Source organism: Rhodococcus sp. R1101 (genome assembly GCF_000278445.1).
Taxonomy (GTDB): Bacteria; Actinomycetota; Actinomycetes; order Mycobacteriales; family Mycobacteriaceae; genus Rhodococcus; species Rhodococcus gordoniae.
Genome location: NZ_AJVB01000404.1, coordinates 1 through 3559 on the forward strand (window position 1 = coordinate 1; position 3559 = coordinate 3559).

The following is a 3559-nucleotide window of genomic DNA, read 5'->3' on the forward strand; positions in this document are numbered from 1 at the left end:
CCGACCTCGTGGCCTTCGCAGGTGACGACCTCGAGGTGGCCGTGCAGGTCTTCCACGTGCGTGGCGGGCGCGTGCGCGGTCAGCGTGGCTGGGTCGTCGAGAAGTCCGGTGACGTGCTCGATCGTCCCGAGGACCGCGACGTCGAGGGCGTCGAGGCTGTCGAGGGAACGGACGACGCCGAAGAGCTCTCCCTGCTCGTCGAGCAGTTCCTCACCCAGTTCTACGGTGAGGAGGCCGCGCTCGACAGCGGCGACACCGACGCGACCAGCGCCGTGCCGCGCGAGGTGCTCGTCCCCGCTCTGCCGCCGGATCCGGACGAGATGAGCCGCTGGCTCGGGCGCCTGCGGGGTGGTCCCGTGCGCCTGCGCATCCCGCAGCGCGGCGACAAGAAGGCCCTGGCCGACACCGTCGAGCGCAACGCCAAGGAAGCCCTCGCCCAGCACAAGCTGCGGCGCGCCGGCGACTTCAATGCTCGCTCGGCGGCCTTGCAGGGCATCCAGGACGCCCTCGACCTCGACTCGGCTCCGCTGCGCATCGAATGTGTCGACATCAGCCACGTGCAAGGCACCGATGGTCGTCGCCTCGCTGGTGGTGTTCGAGGACGGGTTGCCGCGCAAGTCCGACTACCGGCACTACGCCATCAAGGAGGCGGCCGGAGACGGGCGCAGCGACGACGTCGCCTCGATCGCGGAGGTGACGCGTCGACGATTCCTCCGTCACAACCGCGACGTGGCGCGACAGACGGATGCGGCCGAACCCGCGTCCGACGATGGCAACGGTGGGGATCTCGCGCCCGAGGCAGCACTGGACCCGGCGACGGGCCGCCCCCGGCGGTTCGCCTATCCGCCGAACCTGTTCGTCGTCGACGGTGGTGCACCGCAGGTCGCGGCCGCGGCGGAGGTCCTCGACGAACTCGGCATCACCGATGTCGCCGTCGTCGGACTCGCGAAGCGTCTCGAAGAGGTGTGGGTGCCGGGAGAGGAGGATCCGGTGATCCTTCCGCGCACCAGCGAGTCGCTGTTCCTGCTGCAGCGCATCCGCGACGAAGCGCACCGTTTCGCCATCGGCTACCACAGGAGCAAGCGGTCCAAGCGGATGACGGCGTCCGCCCTCGACGGGGTTCGTGGCCTCGGCGACACCCGGCGCAAGGCCCTGGTCACCCATTTCGGGTCCGTTGCACGGTTGCGGGAGGCGAGCGTCGAGGAGATCACCGCGGTACCCGGCATCGGGCAGGCCACCGCGCGTGCCGTGCTCGAAGCGCTGCGGGACGACACGCCGCCACCGGCCGCACCACGGCAGGACGGTACCGACGCGCCGGCGGTCGCGGATGCGGGCGACACGCCGGTAGGCGATGATGGCTCCGTCGGCGTGTCGGGTGTACGAGCGGAGTCGGAACAGTGACCGAAGTGAATCGGATCCCGGGAACGGCGGACGGTTCGGAGTCGGGAGTCGACGGTGAGAGGCCGGCACAGGCCGAGGTCATCGTCGTCACCGGCCTGTCCGGGGCAGGACTGAGTACCGCGGCGACCGCACTCGAGGATCTCGGGTGGTACGTGGCGGAGAACCTTCCGCCCCAGCTGATGCTGTCCATGATCGATCTCGCGGTGCAGGCCGAACCTCCCCTGCAACGTCTCGCCGTGGTGATGGATGTGCGCAGCCGGCTGTTCACCGGCGACCTCGAACGTGTCGTCACCGACCTCGCGGCCCGCCCGGTCAACACCCGTGTGCTGTTCCTCGAAGCAGCCGACTCGGTGCTCGTCCGGCGGTTCGAACAGGTGCGCCGCAGTCATCCGCTGCAGTCCGACACGGCCGACCGCACGCTCACCGACGGTATCGCCGTCGAACGCGGGCAACTCGCTCCCGTCAAGGCCGCCGCCGACCTCGTGATCGACACGTCCGCCCTGTCCGGGCCCGATCTGCGCCGCAAGATCGAAGCGGCCTTCGGCGACGCCGCGTCCGACACCATCCGGGTGACCGTGGAGTCGTTCGGCTTCAAGTACGGCCTGCCCATGGACTCCGACGTCGTGTGCGACGTGCGGTTCCTGCCGAACCCCCACTGGATCGCCGAACTGCGACCGCACACCGGGCAGGAGCCCGCGGTGCGCGACTATGTACTGTCCCGCGACGGTGCCGAGGACTATCTCGCCACCTATCACCGGCTGCTCGATCTGACGACGGCCGGTTACCGCCGGGAGGGGAAGCGTTACATGACGATCGCAGTGGGCTGCACGGGAGGGAAACACCGGAGCGTGGCGATGGCAGAGGCCCTCGCCGCACGCCTCGAGCAGGCACCGGATCTCACGGTGAACGTGGTGCACCGGGATCTGGGGCGCGAGTGAACTCCGACGAGGCTCCGAACCCCGACGAGGTTTCGAACTCCGACGAGGCGATACCCGGACCTGCGATCACGGCTCTCGGTGGCGGACACGGCCTGTACGCGACCCTCAGCGCCGTACGGCGTCTCACCGAGCGGGTCACCGCCGTGGTGACCGTCGCCGACGACGGTGGATCCTCCGGGCGGCTGCGCGCCGAACTCGGCGTCGTCCCACCCGGTGATCTGCGCATGGCCCTCGCCGCGCTCGCCGGTCCGGACGACGAGGTCCGGGTGTGGACCGAGACCGTGCAGCACCGTTTCGGGGGGACGGGTGCGCTCGCCGGGCATTCCGTCGGCAACCTGATCCTCGCCGGGCTCGCCGAGGTGGCGGGCGACACCGTCACCGCGCTCGACATGCTCGCCCGCGTCCTCGACGTGCGCGGCCGTGTCCTGCCCATGTCGCCGATCCCGCTCGACATCGAGGCCGACGTGTCGGGACTCGAATCCGACCCGCGGGTGAGCCGGTGCATCCGTGGGCAGGTCGCGGTGGCGACCACCCCCGGCAAGGTGCGCAGGGTCCGCCTGATCCCCGCCGATCCGCCGGCCTGCCCGTCCGCGCTCGACGCGGTCTGCGAGGCCGACCTCGTGGTGCTCGGCCCCGGATCCTGGTTCTCGAGCGTCATCCCGCACGTACTCGTCCCGGACCTGCACGAGGCGCTGGTCCACACGAAGGCACTCAAGGTCCTCGTGCTCAACCTCGCGGCGGAGCCGGGGGAGACCGCGGGATTCTCCGCCGAGCGTCACCTGCACGTTCTCGCCCAGCACGCACCCGATTTCCGTGTCGACCACGTCGTCGTGGATGCTGCCTCGGTACCGGAAGGACGCGAGCGCGAGCACCTGAGCCGGTCCGCGGCCCGATTCGGCGCGGACGTCTCGTTCGTCGACGTCGCGGAGACCGGTACGCATCGACACGACCCCGCCAAGTTGGCAGGGGCACTGGAAACATGTCTGTCCTCGCGCCGTGGAAACCGTGCCACACGCGGGGACGGGAGGGAGAGCGTCTCGTGGCAATGACAGCGGAGGTCAAGGACGAGCTGAGCAGGTTGTCGGTCACCAGGATCAGCAACCGCAAGGCCGAGGTGTCCGCCCTCCTGCGCTTCGCCGGGGGATTGCACATCGTCGCCGGACGGGTGGTCGTCGAGGCCGAAGTGGACCTCGGTTCGATCGCCCGCCGTCTCCGCCGCG

General features: G+C 70.1%; 3 protein-coding genes and 1 pseudogene. All 4 read left to right on the forward strand.

Annotated elements, in window-relative coordinates; genetic code table 11:
- A pseudogene (gene uvrC, locus R1101_RS27490) lies at positions 1–1401 on the forward strand (excinuclease ABC subunit UvrC); the annotation flags it as partial.
- Positions 1402–1415: 14 nt separating this feature from the next.
- Positions 1416–2339 carry an RNase adapter RapZ gene (gene rapZ, locus R1101_RS0118700; protein WP_037224103.1) on the forward strand — a complete coding sequence of 308 codons (924 nt, stop codon included), beginning with the start codon at positions 1416–1418 and terminating at the stop codon, positions 2337–2339.
- Entirely contained in the window at positions 2336–3388 is a 1053-nt protein-coding gene (locus R1101_RS0118705) for a gluconeogenesis factor YvcK family protein (RefSeq protein ID WP_016934868.1), read from the forward strand. The genes rapZ and R1101_RS0118705 overlap by 4 nt, the downstream gene beginning before the upstream one ends.
- Positions 3379–3559: DNA-binding protein WhiA (gene whiA, locus R1101_RS27495; RefSeq protein ID WP_081494129.1), on the forward strand; the 181-nt coding region annotated here is incomplete at its 3' end. The genes R1101_RS0118705 and whiA, both read left to right, overlap by 10 nt.